The 20640-nt window shown below is 66.2% G+C and carries 18 protein-coding genes; 10 read left to right on the top strand and 8 right to left on the bottom strand.

What is annotated here, in order from left to right:
- Positions 1–5: 5 nt before the first annotated feature.
- From ASD15_RS17940 to ASD15_RS17925, 4 genes are all read left to right on the top strand, one after another.
- Complete coding sequence (locus ASD15_RS17940) at positions 6–989, top strand: sugar kinase (protein ID WP_057156366.1); 984 nt, start codon at positions 6–8, stop codon at positions 987–989.
- Positions 990–1113: 124 nt separating this feature from the next.
- Positions 1114–2391, top strand: coding sequence for an MFS transporter (locus tag ASD15_RS17935; RefSeq protein ID WP_057156365.1), 1278 nt, complete (start codon positions 1114–1116; stop codon positions 2389–2391).
- Complete coding sequence (locus ASD15_RS17930; protein WP_057156363.1) at positions 2388–3902, top strand: GDSL-type esterase/lipase family protein; 1515 nt, start codon at positions 2388–2390, stop codon at positions 3900–3902. The genes ASD15_RS17935 and ASD15_RS17930 overlap by 4 nt, the downstream gene beginning before the upstream one ends.
- A 6-nt stretch (positions 3903–3908) precedes the next feature.
- Complete coding sequence (locus ASD15_RS17925; RefSeq protein WP_057156361.1) at positions 3909–4631, top strand: ribonuclease activity regulator RraA; 723 nt, start codon at positions 3909–3911, stop codon at positions 4629–4631.
- A gap of 9 nt (positions 4632–4640) precedes the next feature.
- Here the strand turns inward: ASD15_RS17925 and ASD15_RS17920 are convergent, their stop codons facing one another.
- Positions 4641–5807: a 4-hydroxybenzoate 3-monooxygenase gene (locus tag ASD15_RS17920; RefSeq protein ID WP_057156360.1), complete on the bottom strand. Its 1167-nt coding sequence runs from the start codon at positions 5805–5807 to the stop codon at positions 4641–4643.
- Positions 5808–5931: 124 nt separating this feature from the next.
- On the opposite strand from ASD15_RS17920, the gene ASD15_RS17915 reads away from it, so the two are divergent.
- Complete coding sequence (locus ASD15_RS17915; RefSeq protein WP_057156743.1) at positions 5932–6819, top strand: helix-turn-helix domain-containing protein; 888 nt, start codon at positions 5932–5934, stop codon at positions 6817–6819.
- A gap of 17 nt (positions 6820–6836) precedes the next feature.
- On the opposite strand, the gene ASD15_RS17910 is transcribed toward ASD15_RS17915, so the two are convergent.
- Entirely contained in the window at positions 6837–7610 is a 774-nt protein-coding gene (locus ASD15_RS17910; protein ID WP_057156358.1) for an IclR family transcriptional regulator C-terminal domain-containing protein, read from the bottom strand.
- Between the two features lie 135 nt (positions 7611–7745).
- On the opposite strand from ASD15_RS17910, the gene pcaH reads away from it, so the two are divergent.
- From pcaH to pcaD, 4 genes are read left to right on the top strand one after another with little or no spacing between them, the layout of a single operon-like run.
- Entirely contained in the window at positions 7746–8438 is a 693-nt protein-coding gene (pcaH, locus tag ASD15_RS17905) for a protocatechuate 3,4-dioxygenase subunit beta (RefSeq protein WP_057156356.1), read from the top strand.
- A 10-nt stretch (positions 8439–8448) separates the two neighbouring features.
- The gene (locus tag ASD15_RS17900; protein WP_057156355.1) at positions 8449–8970 is read left to right on the top strand and encodes a protocatechuate 3,4-dioxygenase; all 522 of its coding nucleotides are present in this window, start codon (positions 8449–8451) and stop codon (positions 8968–8970) included.
- An 18-nt stretch (positions 8971–8988) separates the two neighbouring features.
- Entirely contained in the window at positions 8989–10416 is a 1428-nt protein-coding gene (pcaB, locus tag ASD15_RS17895; RefSeq protein WP_057156353.1) for a 3-carboxy-cis,cis-muconate cycloisomerase, read from the top strand.
- Positions 10413–11675: a 3-oxoadipate enol-lactonase gene (gene pcaD, locus ASD15_RS17890; protein WP_057156351.1), complete on the top strand. Its 1263-nt coding sequence runs from the start codon at positions 10413–10415 to the stop codon at positions 11673–11675. The genes pcaB and pcaD overlap by 4 nt, the downstream gene beginning before the upstream one ends.
- Before the next feature lie 19 nt (positions 11676–11694).
- Here pcaD and ASD15_RS17885 read toward each other — a convergent pair whose 3' ends face one another.
- The 3 genes from ASD15_RS17885 to ASD15_RS17875 are packed head-to-tail and all read right to left on the bottom strand — an operon-like array spanning position 11695 to position 14933.
- The gene (locus tag ASD15_RS17885; RefSeq protein WP_057156349.1) at positions 11695–12882 is read right to left on the bottom strand and encodes an ABC transporter substrate-binding protein; all 1188 of its coding nucleotides are present in this window, start codon (positions 12880–12882) and stop codon (positions 11695–11697) included.
- Positions 12883–12906: 24 nt separating this feature from the next.
- Positions 12907–13881, bottom strand: a complete 975-nt coding sequence (locus ASD15_RS17880) for a PDR/VanB family oxidoreductase (RefSeq protein WP_057156347.1) — start codon at positions 13879–13881, stop codon at positions 12907–12909.
- The gene (locus ASD15_RS17875) at positions 13878–14933 is read right to left on the bottom strand and encodes an aromatic ring-hydroxylating dioxygenase subunit alpha (protein WP_057156345.1); all 1056 of its coding nucleotides are present in this window, start codon (positions 14931–14933) and stop codon (positions 13878–13880) included. Before ASD15_RS17875 ends, ASD15_RS17880 begins: the two co-directional genes overlap by 4 nt.
- Before the next feature lie 107 nt (positions 14934–15040).
- Here ASD15_RS17875 and ASD15_RS17870 point away from each other — a divergent pair, with 107 nt between their 5' ends.
- Entirely contained in the window at positions 15041–15517 is a 477-nt protein-coding gene (locus ASD15_RS17870) for a MarR family winged helix-turn-helix transcriptional regulator (RefSeq protein WP_057156344.1), read from the top strand.
- Between the two features lie 207 nt (positions 15518–15724).
- On the opposite strand, the gene ASD15_RS17865 is transcribed toward ASD15_RS17870, so the two are convergent.
- The 3 genes from ASD15_RS17865 to ASD15_RS17855 are packed head-to-tail and all read right to left on the bottom strand — an operon-like array spanning position 15725 to position 20597.
- Complete coding sequence (locus tag ASD15_RS17865; protein ID WP_057156342.1) at positions 15725–16669, bottom strand: DUF6708 domain-containing protein; 945 nt, start codon at positions 16667–16669, stop codon at positions 15725–15727.
- The gene (locus ASD15_RS17860) at positions 16666–19680 is read right to left on the bottom strand and encodes a T6SS effector BTH_I2691 family protein (protein WP_057156340.1); all 3015 of its coding nucleotides are present in this window, start codon (positions 19678–19680) and stop codon (positions 16666–16668) included. Before ASD15_RS17860 ends, ASD15_RS17865 begins: the two co-directional genes overlap by 4 nt.
- Positions 19674–20597, bottom strand: a complete 924-nt coding sequence (locus tag ASD15_RS17855; protein WP_157201002.1) for a hypothetical protein — start codon at positions 20595–20597, stop codon at positions 19674–19676. The genes ASD15_RS17860 and ASD15_RS17855 overlap by 7 nt, the downstream gene beginning before the upstream one ends.
- Between the last annotated feature and the right edge of the window lie 43 nt (positions 20598–20640).

Genomic DNA, 20640 nt, shown 5'->3' with positions numbered 1-20640 from the left:
GCGCCATGGACATCGACAACATTGAAGGCGCGGGCGGCGCCGGCGGCGAGAAAATTCCGGACGTGGTCACCGTCGGCGAGGCCATGGCCCTGCTGATGGCGTGCCAGCCCGGCCCGCTGGCCGCAGTGCGCCAGTTCGAACGCGCCACGGCCGGGGCGGAACTGAACGTCTCGGTCGGATTGAGCCGCCTGGGCTACCGCGTCGGCTACGTAAGCCGCTTGGGCAAGGACAGCCTGGCCCGCAATCTGCTGGACTTCATGGCGGCCGAGGGCATAGACCTGCGCCACGTGCGGCAGGACGAACGCTACCCGACCGGATTCATGCTGAAGTCCATGGCGCTCGATGGCAGCGATCCGGAAGTGGAGTATTTCCGGCGCGGCTCGGCGGCCAGCCACATGTCGCGGACCGACATACCCTCCGGCCCGTACCAGCACGCGCGCCTGCTGCATCTGACCGGCATCTCGCCTGCGTTATCGGACACCTGCCGCGACATGGTGCTGACCATGGCGGCGCAAGCGCGGGGCGCTGGACGCCTGGTCACCTTCGACCCCAATCTGCGCCCGCGCCTGTGGCCGACCGAGGCGGCCATGGTCGAAACCGTGAATACGCTGGCCGGCCTGGCCGACATCGTCATGCCCGGCCTGGCCGAGGGCAAGCTGCTCACCGGCTGCGCCGAAGCGCACGGCATCGCGGACTTCTACCTAGCGCGCGGGGCGCGGCAGGTGGTGGTGAAGCTGGGCCCCCAGGGCGCCTACTACGCCAGCGCGGAGGGCCGGGGCGTCGCTCCCGGCGCACCGGTGCCGCCGGCTAACGTGGTCGACACCGTCGGCGCCGGGGACGGCTTCGCGGTGGGCGTCATAAGCGCCTTGCTCGAAGACCTGCCGCTGGCAGCAGCGGCCGCGCGCGGCAACGCCATTGGCGCGCGCGTGGTGCAGTACCGGGGCGACTGCGAAGGCCTGCCCACCCGCGCCCAGCTGGGCCTGCGGTAGCTGGGCTTGCGGTGGCTGGGCTTGCGGTAGCCGCGCCTGCAGCAAGAACGACAAGAGTGCGCACCGCCCCGCCGCGGGCGGGCCGCAAAACAAAACAATACAGAGACATCTTGGAGACTCGTGCATGAAGACAATGGCAGGTTTGCGCTGGCTGGTGATAACACTGGTGGCCGTCGCGACAATTATCAACTATATAGACCGCTCCGCGTTGGCGGTCATGTGGCCGGGCATCGCAGCCGAACTGGGGATGGACAAACGCGACTACGCCAACATCGTCACCGTGTTCCTGGTCGGCTATGCCGTCGGGCAGACGCTGTTCGGCAAACTGTTCGACGCGCTGGGCACGCGCATCGGCTTCATCTTGTCCATCATCGTGTGGTCAGTCTCCATCGGCCTGCACTTTGTGGCCCGTTCGGCGCTGTCGTTCGGCCTGTTCCGCGTACTGCTGGGCGTAGGCGAAGCGGGCAACTGGCCGGGCGCGACCAAGGCCGTGGCCGAATGGTTCCCCATCCGCGAGCGCGCGCTGGCGCAGGGCATCTTCGGCGCCGGCGCTTCGCTCGGTTCCATCATCGCGCCGCCGCTGATTGCCATCCTGTACGCCTACTTCGGCTGGAAAACCACCTTCCTTTTGATCGCGGTGCTCGGCTTCATCTGGGTCATTCCCTGGATGATCATCTACAAATCCGGCCCCAATGCTCATCCCTGGATTACCGAGGAGGAGCGCGGCTACATCCTGACGGGCCAGCGCAGCGAAACGGCGCGGGCCGCCGAATACGTTCCCACGCTGGGCCAGCTGCTGCGGCACCGCCAGAGCTGGGGCGTGATTGCCGCCCGCTTTTTCATCGACCCGGTCTGGTGGCTGTTCGTGGCCTGGCTGCCGCTGTACCTGAACGAGAAGTTCCACTTCGATGTGAAACAGATCGGCATCTTCGCCTGGGTGCCGTACGTGGGCGCCGCCATCGGCGCACTGTCCGGCGGCTGGCTGTGCGGGCGGCTGCTGCAGCGCGGCTGGAGCGTCAACCGTGCCCGCAAGACCGTGATCGGGCTCGGACTGGCGCTGATGCTGCCCGCCCTGCTGTTCAGCGCCAGGGCCGCCACGCCGCTGCTGGCCGTGCTGTCTATTGCCGTGATCCTGTTCGGCTTCCAGGCCGCCATCACCAATATCCAGACCCTGCCCAGCGATTTCTTCTCCGGCAAGACGGTCGGCTCGCTGGCTGGCCTCAGCGGCACCTCGGCCGTGCTGGGCGTGATCATCTGCATGCAGCTGGTGCCTGAACTGACGGCGGGCGGCAACTACACGCCGTTCTTCGTGCTGGGCGCCTTGCTGGTGCCGCTGGTGTTCGTCTCGGTCTGGCTGGGCGGTCCCGTGGCGCAAGTCACAGCGCAAGGAGAACACGCATGACGGCCGCCGCATTCCGCAAGCGCACGCGGCTGGCCGCCGCCCTGCTCGCCGCCCTGTTTGCCGCGGTGGCCGGCCCGCTGTCGCTCCCGCCTGCAGCGGCGCAAGCCCCTGCGCAGACCACTGCGCCAATCACCGCAAAGCCCAAGCTCAGCGCCTCCGAAGCATTCCAGAAGCAGGACAACGGCACCTTCCTTGAGCTGCACGCCCGTTTCCTGGCACGCGCCAAAAGCGGCCCGGTCGGGCTGCTGTTCCTGGGCGACTCGATCACGGCCGGCTGGCAGCGCGCACCGCATATCTGGGAAGCGTACTACGGCAAATACCAGCCGGCCAACTTCGGCATCGGCGGCGCGCGCACCCAGAACCTGATCTGGCAGATCGAGCACGGCGAGCTGGAAGGCATAGCGCCCAAGGTGACGGTACTGATGATGGGCACCAACAACAGCCTTGATTACAACGCCGAGGAAATCGCCGCCGCCAACCGCAAGATCGTCGGCATGATACGTGCCCGCCTGCCTGACACGCGGATACTGGTGCTGGGCATCTTCCCGCGCGGCCCGCGCGACCCCAAGGGCGGGCCGGTTACCCCGGCAGCGGTGGAAGAAGCCGCAAAACGCATGGCTACCATCGATGCCGTGAACCGCGACCTGGCAAGGCTGGACGACGGCAAGACCGTGCGCTTCCTGGACATCGGCGCCGTCTTCCTTGGCCAGGACGGGCGCATCCCCAAGTCCATCATGCCGGACCAGCTACACCCCGGCGCCGCCGGCTACCAGCTGTGGGCCGACGCCATGCAGCCGCTACTCGACAGCATGATGAAGTCCGGCTTTACGCCCAAGGAGGAATTGAGCGCCCTGTTCGAGGCCGAAGGCGAGGCGCCGTTCCCCTCGCCCTACGCCGGTACACTCGCCTTCAGCGCGCTGAAAGCCAGATATGTGTCCGGTAATGGCCACGGTTACCGCCACGAGCTGAAGACCCTGGCACCGTACAGGCAGACCGTTGCCGCCACGCGCGAGCACTTTTCCGCGAACGTCACGCCCACGCTGCCGGCAGGCGCCAAGACCATCGTCGCCCAGTACCACGCCGAAGGCCTCGATACATTGGTGAAAGTCTATGTGCAGGATACGGCCGACGCGGCCGGCATCGACGGCAAAGCCGACAACGGCCTGTTCGACGTGCTGGCCCGCCTGAAGGGCACGGACGGCAAGGAAGTGACCACTGCCCTGGGCATCGTGCGCTCCGGCGAGAGCTTCGGCCTGGACATCCGTTTCGCCGGCGGCTCCGCGATCGTGGCGGCGACCACCGTCCGGCATGGCGCCATCGATACCGGGCGCACGCCTGTCAAGGCCGACAGCGGCAGGATTTATTTCAAGTTCGGCGATTACCTTCAGGCGCGGGACCCAGCCACCGATGCGCACACCAGCAACAGCGCGAAATGGGACCAGTACTTGCAGCAGAAGGGCATCGGCAGCAGCGAGGTGCGCTTCGACAACACCAAATTCACACGCGGATAGGAAACCATGGATCAATCCCTGCAACCCGGCACACTGGCCACGCTGGAAACCGTCAGCACCTCAACCCTCACCACGCTGCTGTTCAAGCGTGGTTTTCGAAACGTCTTCATCCAGGGAGCGCGGCCCCTGAAGCCGGGCCAGCGCCTGGCGGGACCGGCGTTCACGCTGCGCTACATTCCCTCGCGCGAAGACCTGGACGGCGTTGATGCCTTCCTCGATCCACGCCATCCGCAACGCGTGGCGGTGGAAGAAATCCCGCCTGGCGCCGTGCTGGTGATGGACTGCCGGGGCGACGTCTCGGTGGCCTCGGCCGGCAGCATCCTGGCCACACGCATGCAGGTGCGCGGCGTGGCAGGCATTGTCACCGACGGCGGCCTGCGCGACGCGGCCGGCATCGCGGCCCTGGACATGCCGGCCTGGTGTTCCGGCCCATCGGCCCCGACCAACCTGCTGCGCCACCACGCGCTGGACATCAACGCGCCCATCGGCTGCGGCGGCGTGCCGGTGTACCCGGGCGACATCATGGTGGGCGACAGCGACGGCGTCGTCTGCATCCCGCGCCACCTGGCCGATGAAATCGCCCGGGACGCGGTGGAGATGGAGCGCTTCGAGGATTTCGTGCTGGACGAAGTGCGGCGCGGTGCAACCATCATCGGCCTGTACCCGCCCACGGCGCCGGAAACCCGCCTGCGCTACGAAGCCTGGCTGGCGCGCCGCGCTGCGCCATAGCCGTCCCGCTCAGAATGCCCCGACATAATTTTCTGCCAGGGCGGTCGCCATCGCGCGCGAGCTGACCAGGCATTCCAGTTCGGCGCGCTGCACCTCGCGCTTGAACGGGGTGGCGTCGGGGAAGGTGTGCAGCAGGTTGGTCATCCACCAGGAGAAGTACTCGGCGCGCCAGATGCGCTTCAGCGCGCCCGCCGTGTAGCCCTGCAGGCGCTCGTCGGCTCCCTGGCGGTAGAACTGCTCCAGTCCCTGCGCCAGCAGGTGCACGTCGGACACCGCCAGGTTCATGCCCTTGGCGCCGGTGGGCGGCACGATGTGGGCCGCGTCTCCGGCCAGGAATAGCCGGCCAGCCTGCATCGGCGTGGACACGAAGCTGCGCATGCCGATGATGTTCTTCTGGAAGATGCGTCCTTCCTGGACTATCCAGCCGTCCCGGTTCTCCAGCCGCGCATGCAGCTCGGCCCAGATGCGGTCGTCGGACCAGTTGTCGACATGGTCGGCGGGGTCGCACTGGAAGTACAGCCGCTGCACCGTGGGCGAGCGGGTGCTGACCAGCGCGAAGCCGCGCGGGTGGCGCGCATAGATCAGCTCTTCTGACGAGGGCGCCGACTCCACCAGGATGCCGAACCAGCCGAAACCATACGTGCGCTGGTAATCCTGCCGTCCCTGCACCGGCATGGCCGGCCGCGTCACGCCGTGGTAGCCGTCGCAACCGATGACGAAATCGGCATCGATGCGCGCCGCCCCCCCGCCGTGGCTGTAAGTGACCGACGGCGTGGTGGTTTCGACGCGATGCAGCTGTACCCCGCTCACCTCGAACAGCAATTGCCCCTGCGCCGCCTGCCGCGCCGCCACCAGGTCCTTGATCACCTCATGCTGCGGGTAGACGGTGATCGACTTGCCGGTCAGTTCGGTCAGGTCGATGCGGTGGCGGCGGCCGCTGAAAGCCAGTTCGAAACCGTGGTGCAGCGCGCCCTCGGCCCGCATGCGGGCGCCAACGCCGGCGTTGTTGAGGATGTCCATGGTGCCTTGCTCCAGCACGCCGGCGCGTATCGTCGCTTCGATCTCGGCCTGGCTGCGCGACTCCAGCACGATCGATTCGATGCCGTTCAGATGCAGCAGATGGGATAGCAGCAGGCCCGCTGGGCCGGCGCCGATGATGGCTACCTGGGTACGCATGGTGTCTCCGGTTGGTTGTTATGTGCAGCCATCGTAGCGCCGGGGGCGGCGAAAAAAAATGGAGGAAATCGCATAAAACTTGTACTATTTCGACACCCAGCCACTTTCACCGCCCGCCCCGCCCATGTCCCGCAGCACGAAACCGTCCCGTCCGGAAATTCCCCAGTTCGCCCTGTACGGCGAGCAAACACGGGGCGACGGCGCCGAGTTCGTGCATATCGAGCTGATCGAAACGCGCAGCCGCCTACATCACTGGCACATCGACAAGCATACCCACGCCGGCCTGTTTCAGGTACTTTTCCTGTTCGGTGGCGAAGTCCGCGCCAGCATCGGCGGCGCCGTGTGGGAACGCCGCGCGCCGGCCGCCATCACCATCCATCCCTCCGTGGTGCACGGCTTCGATTTTTCAGCCGAGGCGCACGGCTATGTGCTGACGGTGGACCAGAACGTGCTGTTCGCGGCCGGAGGCAGCCACGGCGACCTGTACTCGCCGCTGTTCGTGGAACCGCTGGCGCTCGACCTGTCCAGTGCCCCGGAGTGCGCGCGGCTGGAGCCGCTGCTGCGCCAGTTGCTGGAAGAAGCGGCCTGGCCGCGGCACGGCCACACGCTGATGCTGGAATGGCTGGCCCGCAGCGCCCTGCTGCTGCTGGTGCGCGTGCACGCGGAGCGCCGCTTCGCCGACCAGTCGGGCCGCAGCGACTTTGAACTGTTCAGCCGCTTCCGGGCGGAAGTGGAGCAGCATTACAGGGAGCAGTGGCAGGTGGGCCAGTATGCGGCAGCGCTGCGGGCCACGCCCACGCGGCTGAACCGGCTGTGCCTCAAGTTGTCCGGCAAGTCGGCGTTCGACATTGCGCAGGACAGGCTGATGCTGGAAGCGTGCCGCAAGCTGACCTATCTTCCCGCCAGCATCGCCAGCATCGCCTACGAGCTGGGATTCCAGGACCCGGCCTACTTCAGCCGCCTGTTCAAGAAACGCATGGGACTGACGCCCAAGGCCTTCCGGGCCGCCTGAGCGCTGCCCGCAGCAATCTACAGCAAGGCGTTCAGCTCCACCTGGATCTTGATCAGCGCCGGCAGGCAGCGTTCCACCATCTGCTCCAGCGGCATGCGTCCGGCGTGCACGCTGATGTTCATGGCCGCCACGATCTCGCCCCGGAAGTTCTTCAGCGGCACGGCCATGGTGCGCAAGCCCAGTTCCAGTTCCTGGTCCACCAGCGCATAGCCCTGTGCGCGCACCCGCGCCAGCTCCAGCGCCAGGCGCTCCTTGCTGACGACGGTGTGCTCGGTAATGCGTTCGGGCTGGGCGCGCTCCAGGAAGGCCTCGATCTGCGCCTGAGGCAGGTGCGCCAGCAGCACGCGTCCATTGGCGGTGCAGTAAGCCGGCACCCGGGTGCCCGGCTGCAGCGTGACGGACACCAGCTGCCCGGCGCTGACGGCGGCCACGCACACCAGCTGGTCGTGATCGAGCACGCCGGCCGAGGCCGCCTCGCCCAGCGAATAGGCGAGCCGGTACAGCAAGGGCTGCACGATGCGCGGCAGGCGCGCCGAATGCAGGTAGGACTGGCCCAGCCGCAGCACCATGGGCGTCAGCGCGAACTGCTTGTTCTCGTGCCGCATATAGCCCAGGTGCGTCAGCGTGATCAGGTAGCGGCGCGCCGCCGCGCGCGTCAGGCCGGTGCGCTCGGCCACCTCGGCGATGGTCAGGCGGCTGCGCTCCTGGTCAAAGGCGGCGATCACTTGCAAGCCTTTTTCCAGGCCGGCCACCATGTCGCGCTTGGCCGGCGATTCGTCTGCAGTGTCCATGGATAAGATATTTGCTGATTTGTGCGAGTATCGCACATTTTGGGCGCATAGCGAATGTCGCTCGACATGGGCGTATTGTCGCGCCGCGCGGCCTTTCATAACATTCAAGGCACAACAAACCACTGGAGGCCTGCCTTGCAATTCGATGCCATCGCGCCCGGCGTGTACCCGGAGCTGATCTACCCGCCATACAAATCCACGCTGAAGCGCGGCCCCACGCAGCCGCTGCTGCGCATCCGCGCCGAGCAGCCGGTGCAGGACAATCTGCAGCCTTCCCCGCGCATCCTGCTGCCCAACGACATGGACTTGACGGCGCACGGCCAGGGCGAGCCGCTGGGCGAGAAAATCGTCGTCACCGGCCGCGTGGTCGATGAAGACGGCAAACCGGTGCGCAACTCGCTGCTGGAAGTGTGGCAATGCAACGCCGCCGGCCGCTACCGCCACAAGCGCGACCAGCACAATGCGCCGCTGGACCCCAACTTCAACGGCTGGGGCAAGATGATGACCGGCGACGATGGCCGCTACCGGTTCATCACCATCAAGCCCGGCCCTTACCCGTGGGGCAACCACGACAAGGCGTGGCGTCCGGCCCACATCCATTTTTCCCTGTTCGGCAATGTGTACGCGCAGCGCCTGGTCACGCAGATGTACTTCCCCAGCGACCCGCTGTTCGACTACGACCCCATCTTCCAGAGCATCCCCGACCTGGACGCGCGCCAGCGCCTGATTTCCCGCTATAGCCTGGAGCACACCGACAGCGACAAGATGCTGGGCTATGAATTCGATATCGTACTGCGCGGCCGCGGCGCCACGCCCATGGGCATTTGAGGAGCAGCGCATGACCAGGATTACGACTTCGCAAACCATCGGTCCCTTCTCGCACGAAGCCTGGCAGTGGGCGGTCGACGCCAGCGCCGCCGGGCAGCTTGAGACCACGGCCGCCACCATCACCATCAGCGGCGCCATCTACGACGGCGACGGTGTGCCGGTGAACGACGCCCAGATCGAAGCCTGGCAGCCGGAGGCCGCCGGCGCCGAGGCGGCACAGGCGCTGCCCGGCTTCCGCCGTGTGCCCAGCGGCGACCAGGGCCAGTTCGGCCTGCGCCTGTCGCAGTGCGCAGCGCCGGGCAGCGGCGCGCCGGCCACCTTCATCACCGTGTTCGCGCGCGGCCTGGTCAAGCACCAGTTCAGCGCCGTGTTCCTGGAGGACGACGCCGGCCTGGCGCAGTCGGCGATACTGCAGCAGGTGCCGGCCGAACGGCGCCACACCCTGATAGCGCGCAAGACCGCGCCCGGGGTCTATCATTGGGACATCTGGATGCAGTCCGACAAGGAAACCGCATTCTTCGACTATGTCTGACCTGGCAGCGGGGTTCCCTTGAGCGTATCCATTTTCGACAGTTTCCTTACCACGCCGGACATGATCGCCGTGTTCGACGACGCAGCCATCGTGCAGGCCATGCTGCGCTTCGAGCAGGCGCTGGCGCAGGCGCAGGCCGAAGCGGGCTTGCTGCCGCCGGCCACCGCACGCGCCATTGCCGGCGTGTGCAATGCCCAGCTGTACGACATCCCGGCCATCGTCAACGCCGGAAGGCGCGCCGGCAGCCTGGCGATTCCGCTGGTGCGCGAGCTGACCCGCACCGTGGCGCTGTACGACAAAGAAGCCGCCTCGCGCGTGCACTGGGGCAGCACCAGCCAGGACGTGATCGACACCGCCATGGTACTGGCCACGCGCGACGCCCTGCAGCTGCTGGACGACGGCCTGCACGACCTGTGCGGCCGGCTGCTGCAGCTGGCGGAGCGGCACGTGGACACGCCGGTGCTGGCGCGCACCCTGATGCAGCCGGCGCAGGTCAGCAGCTTCGGGTTCAAGCTGGCGGGCTGGCTGGCGCCGCTGGTGCGCGCGCGGGCCCGCCTGCGCGAATGCGCCGCGCGCGCATTGCAGCTGCAGCTGGGCGGTGCGGTCGGCACGCTGGCCGTGATGGGCCAGCAAGGCGCGGCCGTGGCAGCACTGGTGGCCGCAGACCTGGGCCTGAAGCTGGCCGACGCCGCCTGGCACACGCAGCGCGACGAATGGGTGCGCCTGGGCCTGGAGGTGGCGGTGCTGGCCGGCAGCCTGGGCAAGATCGCCACCGACATCAGCCTGATGGCGCAAGGCGAGATCGCCGAGCTGGCGGAACCGTCCGGCAATGGCCGGGGCGGCTCGTCCGCCATGCCGCACAAGCGCAACCCGGTATCGGCCATGATCGCGCTGGCGGCCGCCACCCGCACGCCGCAGCACGCGGCGGCGCTGCTGGCCAGCATGGGGCAGCAGCATGAGCGCGGCCTGGGCAACTGGCAGGCCGAACTGGCCGAATGGCCCGGCCTGTTCCTCAGCGCGCACGGCGCACTGCAAGCGCTGAACGACGCCTTCGCCGGACTGCAGGTGGACCCGGCGCGCATGCTGCGCAACATCGATGCCTTGCAGGGGCTGGTGTTCGCCGAGGCGGCGTCGGCCTGGCTAGCCGGCAGCATCGGCCGTCCGGCGGCACACAGCCTGCTCGAAACCATGAGCGCGCAGGCGCTTGCCAGTGGCAGTCACCTTGCCGATGCGCTGGCCGAAGCAGTGCGGGCCGACGACCAGCTGCGCCGGCAAGTCGACCCGGCCGCGCTGGCCACGCTATTCGATCCGGCCACCGCCGCCGCACCGGCCCGGCGCCTGGCACAGCAGCAATTGCACGGCCTGCGCATGGACATCGCAACGCTGAACGGCGCCCACGCCTATTCCGGCGCCAATCCCGACACGCACGACAGGACCACCAAATGAGCTTCGACCCTATCGACCACGACTTCGAACGCGGACTGAACCACCGCCGCGCCATCCTCGGCGACGCCTGGGTTGAGCGTTCGCTGGCCAACGCCAACAGCTTCAACGCCGACTTCCAGAACCTGATCACGCGCTTTGCCTGGAACGAAGTCTGGGGCCGGCCCGGCCTGGAGCAGAAGACCCGCCGCGCCATCGTCCTTTCCATCACCATCGCCCTGGGCCGCTGGGAAGAGTTCGAACTGCACGTGCGCGCCGCGCTGCTGGGCGAGGCCGGCAACCGCCTGTCGCCGGACGAACTGAAGGAAGTGCTGATACAGTCGGCCATCTACGCCGGCGTACCGGCCGCCAACACCGCCTTCTCCCACGCGCAGGCCATCCTGCGCGAGGTCGGGCCGCAGATCGGCTATGTGCTGGAAGCGGCGGCGCCCGCCGCCGCCAGCCATCCGGGCGTGGGCCGCGAAGGCCGCAGTGCCGGCCAGCCTGCGCTGCACTACACCGTGCGCGCCCCGCGCAGCGGCAAGGCGCCGCGCCATACCGTGGTACTGAGCCATGCCCTGGGCTGCGACCTGACCATGTGGGACGCGCTGGCGAACCAGCTGGCCGCCGACTGCCGCGTGATCGCCTACGACCACCGCGGCCACGGCAGCTCGGCAGCGCCCGACGGCGCGTATTCCATGGCCGACCTGGCCGACGACGCCGCCGCCCTGCTGCGCGAACTCGATACCGGGCCGGTGGTGTGGATAGGCGTGTCGATGGGCGGCATGGCGGGCCAGGAGCTGGCGCTGCGCCATCCGGCGCTGGTGCGCGCACTGGTGCTGGCCAACACCACTTCGGGCTATCCCGAGGCGGCGCGCGAGGTATGGCGCCAGCGCATCGCCACCGTGCGCGCGCAGGGCATCGAAGCCATCGCCGACGCGGTGATGGGGCGCTACTTCCACGACGGCTTCCGCAGCACGCAGGCGGCCACCGTGGCGCGCTTCCGGCGCCGCGTAGTCAGCACGGACGTGCAAGGCTATATCGGCTGCTGCAACGCGGTTGGCACGCTCGATACCACCGCGCGGCTGCACGCGATCGCCGCGCCTGTATTGGTGATCGCCGGGGAACTGGACCAGGGCACGCCGCCTGAAATGGCACGCACCCTGGCGGAGGCCGTGCCCGGGGCTCGGCTGCTGGTGCTGAATGACGCGTCCCACCTGGCCTGCGTCGAGCAGCCGCAGGCCTTCGCGGCGGCGGTGCGCAGCTTTATGGCCGCGCTCTGACCCGCGCTGCGCATCCCCGCTACACGCCGGGATCGCGCACCTTCTCGGCCTGGTCGAACTCCACGTTGTACCAGGCCGCCCCGCTTTGCTCGGCGCGGCGGATGTATACCGTCTGCACGATGTCGCGCGTGGCGGCGTCGATGCTGACCGGGCCGCGCACGCTGGTCCAGGCCATGCCTTTCATGGCGGCCAGCAGCTTGTCGCCGTTGCTGTCACCCCTGGTCTGCTTCAGCGCCTGGTACAGCAAATGCATGCCGTCGTACGCGCCGACCGAGTGAAAGTTGGGCCGCATGCCCTTGTTCGCCTTGCCGAACGCCTCCACGTAAGCCTTGTTTTCGGCCGACGGGTGGGCCGCCGAGTAGTGATGGCTGCTGACCACGCCGGCGGCGGCCGGGCCGATGCTGGCCATCAGGTCGTCGTCCAGCACGTCGCCGGTGCAGATCAGGCGAATGCCGGCGGCGGCCAGTCCGCGCTCGGTGAACTGCTTGAGCACGGCGGCGCCCTCGCCCGACGGCACGAATACGAACAGCGCGTCCGGTTTCAAGTCCTTCACGCGCGCCAGGAACGGCGCGTAATCCGGATTGCGCAGCGGCGCGCGCAGGCTGTCGCCAACCTTGCCCCCGCCTTCGGCAAAGTCCTTCACAAACACCTTCTCCGCGTCCAGCCCCGGTCCGTAGTCGCTCACCAGTGTCACCACGTTGCGTATCTTGTTGCGGGCCGCCCACTGTGCCATCGGCGCCGTCACCTGCGCCAGCGTGAAGCCGGTGCGCACGATGTAGGGGGAACGCTGCGGTATCACCGAGGTGGCGGCCGCCATCACGATCATCGGTACCTTGGCTTGCGTGGCCACCGGCGCGGCGGCAAAGGCCAGCGGTGTCAGGCCGAAACCGGCCAGCACCTGCACCTTGTCGCGCGACACCAGCTCCTGCGCCAGGCGCTTGGTCACATCCGGCGCCACGCCGCCGTCATCCTTGAGCAGGATCTCGACCGGACGGCCGGCCACGCTGGCGCCGTTCTGCTGCAGGTAGAGCTTCACCGCCGCCTCGATCTGGCGGCCGGTGGAGGCGAACGGGCCGGACATCGGCACGATCAGGCCGATTTTCAGCGGTTCGGCAGCGGATGCGGGTACGGCTGGCAGCACGCCGGCCGACAGGGCTGCGGCGCCCAGCAGCAAATGGCGGCGCTGGTGGTTGATATTGTCTGGCATGGTGTCTCCTCGTTGTAGGTTAGCTTATAGGTCCAGCAGCAGCGTGGCGGTTTTGGCGCGGGAACAGCAGGGGGTGAACTGGTCGTTGGCGGCCTGCTCGGATTCGTCCAGATACAGGTCGCGGTGGTCCGGCACGCCGTCCAGCACGCGCGTCAGGCAGGTGCCGCACACGCCCTGCTCGCAGGAGGCGGGAATGAACACGCCGGCGTCGCTCAGCACGCGCAGCACGGTGCTGCCGGCCGGTATCGCGTACACCATGCCGCTCGACGCCAGCTTCACCTCGAACGGCCGGTCGCCTTCCAACACCGCCGCTTCCACCGCGCCGGCGCCGAAGTATTCCAGATGCAGCTGCTCCTGCGGCCAGCCGTGCGCCTTCGCGGTGGCCTTCGCATAGTCGATGAAACCGGCCGGGCCGCACAGGTAGATGCGGGTGCGCCGGTCCAGCCTGGCCAGCAAGGCCGGCAGATCCAGCTTCTGCGCGGCGTCGCCGCTGTCGTAGTGGAAATGGACCTGCGGCGCGAACAGGGCGGCGGCGATACGGCCGCGGAAGGCGGTGCGTTCGGGCGAGCGGGTGCAATAGTGCATCTCGAAGGGCGCGCCCTGCGCCGACAGCGCTTCCGCCATCGCCAGGATGGGCGTCACGCCTATGCCGCCGGCCAGCAACAGGCTGTATGGCGCATCGGCCAGCGCAAAGTGATTCTTCGGTGCGCTGATGCGCAGCGTGGCGCCGGCGCGGATCTCGTCGTGCATGGCTTGCGACCCGCCGCGCGAGCCGGGCTCGCGCAGTACGCCGATCAGGTAGCGGTGCCGTTCGTGCGGCGGATTGCACAGCGAGTACTGGCGTACCAGGCCGGCCGCGCCGGTGTGCACGTCGATATGGGCGCCGGCGGTGAAGGACGGCAGCGGCGCACCATCCGCGCTCACCAGTTCGTAGCTGCAGATGTCCTGCGCCTCCTGGTGCTTGCGCTCGACGCGGACCTGCAGGAGTTCGGTGCTCATGCGGCCCGCTCCTGCTTGCCCTGTTGCGCTTGCTCCTTTAGCAGCCACTGGTCCAGCAGGCGGCGCGACTGCACGCCGCCGGCGTCGATATTCAGCATCAGCAGCTTGCGATCGGGATGGCGCAGGATGTTGGCCTGCTGCAGCTCCAGCATCTGCCGGTCCTCGGCGAAGATCTTGCCCTGGCCCTCGCGGATGGTGGCGGTCAGTTCCTTGTCCTGCGGCTTGAAATTGCGCGCCATGCCCCAGAAATACCAGTGCGAGGTCTCGGTTTCCGGCGTGATGAAGTCGACCACGATACTGGAAGCCTTGTGCTCGGGTGCGGCATCATAGCCGCCCTTGCCGGCGTGCGCCACGCCCACTTCGATCATCACGTGGCTGGGCGGCGTGAAGCGGCACACCTGCCAGCGGTCCACCGGCACGTCGTCGGCCAGGCCGTTGCCGCGCAGCGCGGCGCGCCAGAACGGCGGCGCCATGATGTTCTCCATGTAGCGGCTGGTGATGACCTGCTCGCCCTCGACGCGGGTACTGACCGGCGCCTCGTCGATTTCCTTCTGGCCGATGCTCGACGCGTGCACATAGGTCTCGTGCGTCAGGTCCATCAGGTTGTCTATCATCAGCCGGTATTCGCAGTTGATGTGATACAGCCCGCCGCCATAAGCCCACTCGGGATTGTCGGCCCACTCCAGGTGGTGGATCAGGGCCGGATCGGCCAGCTCGCGTTCACCGGTCCAGACCCAGATGAAGCCATAGCGCTCTTCCACGGGATAGCTGCGGATGCACGGGAAGCCGCGCACGCGCTGGCCCGGCATGCTGATCACCTTGCCCTCGCAGCCCATTTCCAGGCCATGGTAGCCGCACACCAACTGGCCGCCGCGCACGAAGCCGAGCGAGAGCGGCGCGCCGCGGTGCGGGCAGAAATCCTCCACCGCCGCCACCTTGCCGCCGGCGCCGCGATACAACACGATCTTCTCGCCGCAGATCTGGCGCCCCAGCGGCTTGCCTTCGATTTCGTCCGGGGTGCAGGCCACGTACCAGGTATTTTTCGGGTACATCTCGTCTCCTTGTTTGTTTTTGATATTCAGTACACTGAATGTTGTAAAGTATAGACTGGAAACCGGAGAAGTAAACACCCGGCTCGAAATCTTTTTTACGGTACGCCATGCCAGAAACCGAAAGCAAACTGACCAATCTGTACGAGCACCCTGGCCACTTGCTGCGCCGTGCGCAGCAGATCTCGGTATCGATTTTTTACGATGAAATGGGGAGCGAGCTGACCCCGGTGCAATACGCCATGCTGCGCAACCTGGAGCGCAATCCGGGCATCGACCAGGTCACGCTGTCGGCCGCCAGCGGCATCGACACGTCCACCGGCGCCACGGTCTGCGCGCGGCTGGCCGAGAAAGGCCTGCTGACCCGCACGGTGATCCCGACCAACCGCCGCCAGCGCGCGCTCGCCATCACGCCTGCCGGCGAGCAGCTGCTGGCCGACCTGATCCCCGGCTCGCAGCGCCTGCGCCGCCGCCTGCTGGCGCCCCTGACCGGGCCGGAGCAGCTGCAGTTCATGGAACTGCTGACCAAGCTGGTACAGGAAAACAACGACCAAAGCCGCGCCCCGCTGGCAAGCCGCGACGCTTGAGGCTTCGGCGCCCGGCGGTCAGCTCGGTACTTGCTGCGGGGCCGCAGCATCGTCCTGTCGTCGCCCGGCGCCTATCGCAGCCCTCACCGACAGCGCCCAGTCGATTGCGAAAATTTGCGCCGTAGGGTCCTGTGGCGGCCATGCAATGCCAAACCGTTGCCGTTCTGTTGGCGCGGGTTTCCAATGCGCCCGTCCATGCCCACAGTGTCACGCTGCCCCGATTGCCGCGCGTACTGAAGGCGACCACTTGATTGGCGCGGCCGTCTTGTAGCTCAGCCACCTGAATATGCCCACCAGCGTCATGAGAGGAAAGACGATGGGGAAGAAGATCAGCCCGAGTACCATCATCGCCTTCTGCTCGCGCCACCAGATGCGAAATCTCTTGCCGTAGGGTCCGGCCGACGCCATGCACTGCCAAAACGATGCCGTGCTGCTGGCCCGCGCCAGTACTTCACCCGGCGGCAAGTGCGGGCCGTCTTCTTCCATGAAGCGCCGGATATGCTCCCACGCAGCCGGAACGGTCACCTCCCCCATCAGCGTACTGTTGCCGATCGCAAAACTGTCCATCGGCGTCGGATCGGTGGCGCTGGTCCGCACCACAAAGATAAGGCCGTGTTGCCGCGCAATCGTCGAGCCGGTTGTGCTTACCGCAGCGTGATGCTCGGCGTCGATGAGATCCCAATCGTACTCGGCAGTCTTGGTTGGCCACCGACTGAGAACGCCCCGGAAGCCCGAATAGGTCTCCCGGAAAATCCGGTAAACCTTACGGTTCTTCCTGTCAAAAATCGTCGGCTCATCTTCAGGTCGAAATAGCTCGAACCGGATGTACTTGATGCCGAAATAGGCACCGAATATAAAGAACAGGGATGTGCAGAACACGGCAAAAATCTCGAACAGCCGAAACTTCCCTCTCTCCAGTATGTCAAACAAGAAGAGCTGGCCGAACCAGAACGCAAAGGCCGCAATCAGGACCCCGCCCAGCATCACCACGCCCCTCATGCCCGGAGCTATGGCGGTGTATTCAATCGCGTCGTCAAAAACGTTCTTTATCAAACCGAGCGCCACCCCATGTTCCGATGCTCTCCGGCTGCGCTCGAATCGATGCAGGACACCGGACACATTGCCCGTCTTCCCGGTGTTATCGGCGCTCATGTGCTGCACCCCGAATTTGCCTGCGCAATCGCAGCCTTCTGCTCCTCCGCGGTGTTTTTCATTACCTCATCAAGCGCTGCCCGCTCTGCTCTCCAGTCGCCTTTGGCGAACATGTCATCTCTTTTCCCCTGGACTATAAAACCGCCATCCCGGCCAAAGTAGCTTCGTCCCAGCCATCGCTGCAGTTCATTTGGCGTCAGCACAATTGCAGCGACCTGAATCGCAACGCCGGCGCCAAGCAGCAGCAAACCGACACCCGATACCGTCAACCCTACTCCCGCGACGGTGCCAAGAACCGCGTTGGCCGCAAGCCGCGTCGCAACTGTTCTGACCACCGCGCCACCGATTGCGCGTGTCTCGAGCGCGCCTGCTACGGCACCGATAGTCAGCGCGCCCGAGGTCACCCCCGTGCCTGCGAACGCGTACGCCGAAATTGTGTACAGGTCGGCAACCAGCGTATTTCCAAGCTCAGCCTGGTCTTTGCTTTTCTTCCTGGAAGCAATCGCATTAATCGCGCCCCCTGCAACACCCGTTAAATTGCCCGCGATCCGCAACAAGGCCAGTTTCACACTGAGGTTGGCGGCCGCCGGGCCCAACCGCTTTGAAATATCTATCTCAGCAGCAACGGTCCACAGTGCCAGGGCGCCCCCGGTAAACCCGAACACGCTATCCATCATGCCGTAATTCGCATCGATCGCCGCCGATTCGTCTTTTGCATTGCTCACCGCTGCCAGGCCGTTCATCACGCCTATCGTCTGGATCACCATGCTGGCCAGCGCCAGGCGCGCATCGAGCGTCTTCGCTACCGCCACCATATGCGAGCCGGTCGCGCTCTGCGCCATATTGGGCAATGCGGAGCGCATCAGATTGGCAGACTTTGCGGCTGTGCTGGCCTGGCCTTGGTACAGCTGCAGGAACGTTTCTTCCGACATCGTGAATACCGAGCTGCCGGCTTTCGCGACCGCTGCCGTGGTGGCGGCGCTACCCATCTTGACCGTGCCGGCAGCGGGATTGTTGGCCACGTCGGCTACCTTGCCGTTCGCTGCCTTGATGGCATCCGTGTCGGTCAGCAACGTCAACTGGATTTTGGTGTGGTTGGCCCGCGCCTTCTTGATGCGCGTTTTGCTGATGCCAAGCGGCTGGCCTGACCGCGCCGCGAAAATGGCGAGCGCGTCGTCGGCGTTGACCTTCATCGTGACCAGCACCGGCAATTTCGGTGCGTTGCCTTTCAACGCGCCCTCCACCGCAATTTCCAGCGCACTTTGCACCAGGGACAAACTCTGAAGCTTGCCGAGCATGCTGGCGGTCGCGCCTGTCTTATTTCCCGCGTGCGACGCGAGCGCCAGTGCGGCCCCACTCAGTGCGCTGAGCTGGCCGACACTGAACAGCGCCAGCGAGTGGCCAAGCCAGCCATGGGAGCCCATGACGTTCTTGGCTTTTTGCAGTTCGCTAAAGCCTTTGACAAGATCGTACGTCTTGTCACGCATGCCTTCGGCACCGGGGTCGCCAGTCAACTGCACATGGACCTGCTTGATCATCCGGTCCATATTGCCCACCATGGCACGCAGCGCCACTGAATCCTCTGCGGTTATCGGCAGGTCGAGCAAGGCGGCGTAACGCTTCATCACCGGACCGACAATGAACGGACCCGGCTCGTTTATCCTGCTGTTCTCGGAAGAATAAGGAAGGCTGCACACATTCGAGTCAAAATGCCGCGCAAAGTACGTCAAGGTCTGCGCATCCCGTGTGGCGGCGAACCAGTCCTGCTCCAGAAGCTCTATCGGGTCATAGTGGTCCGCCTTCATCTTCGCTTCGAACTGCTTGACCCACGCCGCCCGCTCTTCCTCGTCGTAGTACGAGGTGAACTTGGCCCAGTTCTTCTTGGCCTTTTTCTCTGTCCAGGCGGCAGCCCGTGCGTCGTGGTCCGCGAAAACCACACGCACCAGTTCTTCCTTTTCAAAGGCCGACTGGTAGCCGGACAACAGGAAGTTACCAAGTGCACCACGGCACTGCGTACTGCGAATCAGCGTCTGCCTTTCCTCTTCCGTCAGGGGCCTGGCGTAGGCGTCCTTCGGCCACAAGTGCCTTTGAGCATCGAAAGACTTTTTCGTGCGCAAAGGACTGACATCGTCGTAGCTGGTGAGATCGGCCTCGTCAACCAGGCTTTGTTTTAACCCCAGCACGGTGTGGGAGCTGTTCAGCGGGTGCAGATTTTCCGGCTTTTCAATCTCTCTCTTGACAAAACTATTCCTGCGTATCCGCAGGGCATTCAGTTCGGTGGCGATGCCCACCGGGTCGCGCAGCACGATCGCCATTTCCTTACCCGCCGTCTTGGGATGCTTGGCGGCGGCAAGCGTCAAGTTGGCCGCCAGCTCGTCCACCTTGCCGGCGATGCTGTTGAATGGAAAATCGTGGTCGGTCGCGCCGTCAATCTTCAGCGTCCCGAGCGCGCACTCGAGCACTTGCTCCTTCAGCCTATCGGCCGTCGGCACGAAACTGTTCGGCCCGCAGCTTTGCAGCGAGATCTTCTGCATCACCAGCGGGTCCGCCTTGTTCTTGTCGCGCAGCTTGTCGCTCCACAATGCAACGCTGTACGCCACCCACAGCTCTTTGATCTTGTGCGCCTGCGGAATGCCGGCGACCTTCATGCCCGTGGCGATATGCTCAGGGCGCTTGCATGGCACCGGCGCGTCCGGCTGCGAAAACAGCTCGTGGCTTTCCGGCACCAGATCGGCGTGCTCCGTCACCCGGTAGACCAGCCAGTTCGGCACGCCGGCCGGCGGGCTCTCCACATAGATGTGTACATAGCCTGCACGCAGCAGCCGCAAGGCAAAGCGCGACTGGCGGGGCAAGGGCATGGGCAGCAGCCCGCCGGTGACGGCAGCGTCGGCCGCGACTTTGTCGGCGCCGGTGGCGGCAATCAGTTTACTTTTTGCTATAGGACTGGGCCGCAAAAACAATAGCGATAGGGAGCTCTTCCTGCAGACGTCGCAGCCTGTGTTCGTTACCATGATGTTCCTGAATTTCTGTCGATTTGCATAGATTTTGCGGCGCCGGCGCGCAGCGCGATGGCATCGAGATCGCGGTGCAGGTAGCGCAGGGGCTCTGGAGGCTCGTCCTGCGTGCCCTGATCGTCGAGCAGCGCTTGTACCCCAGGCAGCCGCGCCAGCTCCGGGTGCAGCAGGGACAGGGTGGCCCACACCACCTGGTCGCTGCTGTTCTGGAAGCGGTGCGGCCACTTGCGCGCCGCGCTGGCAGCCTCGCTCACCGCGCCACCGGCGGCCGGGTACAGCTCCCGGGGCGTGGCGCCGTCCTTGCGGCTCAGCTCTCCCAGCCATTGCGCGATGGTCCGGTGCAGCATCTCGCCGCCTTCCATCCGGCGCCATTCGGCCGCGTCCAGGCGCAGCGGCTGCGGCAGCTCGCCGGGCGAGCGCAGGCGGCGCAGTGCGCCGAAGGCGTCGAGGTAGGTCCAGCTTTGCACGCGGCCAAGCTGGCTGGCAACGCGGTGCTCGCCGGCCACGTGGCACAGCAGGTCGAGCGCGCGCCGGTCGGCCAGCCGCAGATAGGTGGCCTTGGTATAGGCATCGGTGTTCACCCGGCACAGCGCAGACAGGCGCGCGCCAAGCTGCTCGAAATGCATGCTGCTTTGCAGCCAGCCGCCGATGCGGTGCACCGCCCGGCCTTCGCCGTCCAGACCTTTGGACTGCGCGGCGAGCCGTTCCTCCTCCGCCAATTCCAGGGTGGCCTCCAGCAGCGGGTCGTCCGCACCGCGCAATTGCACCAGATACGGGTGCTGGCGCGGGGGCAAGGCGATCGTGCCGGCCAGCGGCACCGGCGCTATTTCCCTGTCCCATGCCTGTTCCCGCAGCGCCTGCGCCTCTGCGGCCGTGCCGGGAGCGCCCATGCCGGACAGGGGCTCGCCGGCCATGGGATCCACCAGTACGAAAAGCGGGGTCAACGCATCAACGCCG

It is taken from the genome of Massilia sp. Root351 (assembly GCF_001425045.1).
GTDB lineage: Bacteria > Pseudomonadota > Gammaproteobacteria > Burkholderiales > Burkholderiaceae_D > Rugamonas.
Note: the sequence above shows the minus strand (reverse complement) of the source record. Positions and strands in the feature narration are given on the sequence as shown.

Excerpts from the sequence above, each read along its gene's own strand:
- pcaD (WP_057156351.1), top strand. The coding sequence starts at position 10,413 with ATGAGCTTCGACCCTATCGACCACGACTTCGAACGCGGACTGAACCAC.
- ASD15_RS17870 (WP_057156344.1), top strand. The coding sequence starts at position 15,041 with ATGCCAGAAACCGAAAGCAAACTGACCAATCTGTACGAGCACCCTGGC.
- ASD15_RS17940 (WP_057156366.1), top strand. The coding sequence starts at position 6 with ATGGACATCGACAACATTGAAGGCGCGGGCGGCGCCGGCGGCGAGAAA.
- ASD15_RS17900 (WP_057156355.1), top strand. The coding sequence starts at position 8,449 with ATGACCAGGATTACGACTTCGCAAACCATCGGTCCCTTCTCGCACGAA.
- ASD15_RS17880 (WP_057156347.1), bottom strand. The coding sequence starts at position 13,881 with ATGAGCACCGAACTCCTGCAGGTCCGCGTCGAGCGCAAGCACCAGGAG.
- ASD15_RS17855 (WP_157201002.1), bottom strand. The coding sequence starts at position 20,597 with ATGGCCGGCGAGCCCCTGTCCGGCATGGGCGCTCCCGGCACGGCCGCA.
- ASD15_RS17865 (WP_057156342.1), bottom strand. The coding sequence starts at position 16,669 with ATGAGCGCCGATAACACCGGGAAGACGGGCAATGTGTCCGGTGTCCTG.
- ASD15_RS17885 (WP_057156349.1), bottom strand. The coding sequence starts at position 12,882 with ATGCCAGACAATATCAACCACCAGCGCCGCCATTTGCTGCTGGGCGCC.
- ASD15_RS17910 (WP_057156358.1), bottom strand. The coding sequence starts at position 7,610 with ATGGACACTGCAGACGAATCGCCGGCCAAGCGCGACATGGTGGCCGGC.
- ASD15_RS17920 (WP_057156360.1), bottom strand. The coding sequence starts at position 5,807 with ATGCGTACCCAGGTAGCCATCATCGGCGCCGGCCCAGCGGGCCTGCTG.
- ASD15_RS17915 (WP_057156743.1), top strand. The coding sequence starts at position 5,932 with ATGTCCCGCAGCACGAAACCGTCCCGTCCGGAAATTCCCCAGTTCGCC.
- ASD15_RS17860 (WP_057156340.1), bottom strand. The coding sequence starts at position 19,680 with ATGGTAACGAACACAGGCTGCGACGTCTGCAGGAAGAGCTCCCTATCG.
- ASD15_RS17935 (WP_057156365.1), top strand. The coding sequence starts at position 1,114 with ATGAAGACAATGGCAGGTTTGCGCTGGCTGGTGATAACACTGGTGGCC.
- ASD15_RS17875 (WP_057156345.1), bottom strand. The coding sequence starts at position 14,933 with ATGTACCCGAAAAATACCTGGTACGTGGCCTGCACCCCGGACGAAATC.
- ASD15_RS17930 (WP_057156363.1), top strand. The coding sequence starts at position 2,388 with ATGACGGCCGCCGCATTCCGCAAGCGCACGCGGCTGGCCGCCGCCCTG.
- ASD15_RS17925 (WP_057156361.1), top strand. The coding sequence starts at position 3,909 with ATGGATCAATCCCTGCAACCCGGCACACTGGCCACGCTGGAAACCGTC.